Consider the following 507-nt stretch of genomic DNA (forward strand, 5'->3'; position numbering starts at 1 on the left):
CGCGGCCTGGGCCTGGGCCTGTGCGGCGCCCGGGGTGCAGCCGAGGCCGGGGGCGAAACCGACCGCGACCGGCGGCCTTTGGCCTGCTGCCAGGCGGCGGACACCTCCGGGTGGAAGCGCACGTTCGGCTGGAAGATCACCGGCTCTCCGAGGCCGAGGCGGGCCATCTCCGCGTTCACGAAGGTGTCACCGGCCCAGACGCCGGCGAGGACCCGTCCATAGCGATCGTGCCGCTCCGTGTCATAGCGCAGGGTGACGACCTGCCCCGGGGCGACGAGGCTCTTCAGCGCGGCGGTGGACTCCGGGCCGAGGCACTGCACACCGAGCTCCGGATGCTTGGTCTCCGGGGTGTCGATGTTGAGCAGGCGCACGCGCTCCTCCACGCCGTCGATGCGGATCCGCAGCGTGTCGCCGTCGGTCACGGACACCACGATGCCGCGCTGCCCGTCCGAAGCGGCGGGAGCGGCCGGCTCGGCCGGCGCCGCCGCCTGCGCTGCCGCCGCAGGG

At 74.6% G+C, this 507-nt stretch carries 1 protein-coding gene; it reads right to left on the reverse strand.

Features of this window, described 5'->3' with window-relative positions; all coding sequences use genetic code 11:
• Positions 1 to 422 (reverse strand): thermonuclease family protein (locus AC2W7A_RS13315; protein ID WP_485991758.1); only part of this gene is annotated, 422 nt, incomplete at its 3' end.
• Positions 423 to 507 lie beyond the last annotated feature (85 nt).

This window comes from Micrococcus sp. LASM2_SD2 (assembly GCF_057364565.1).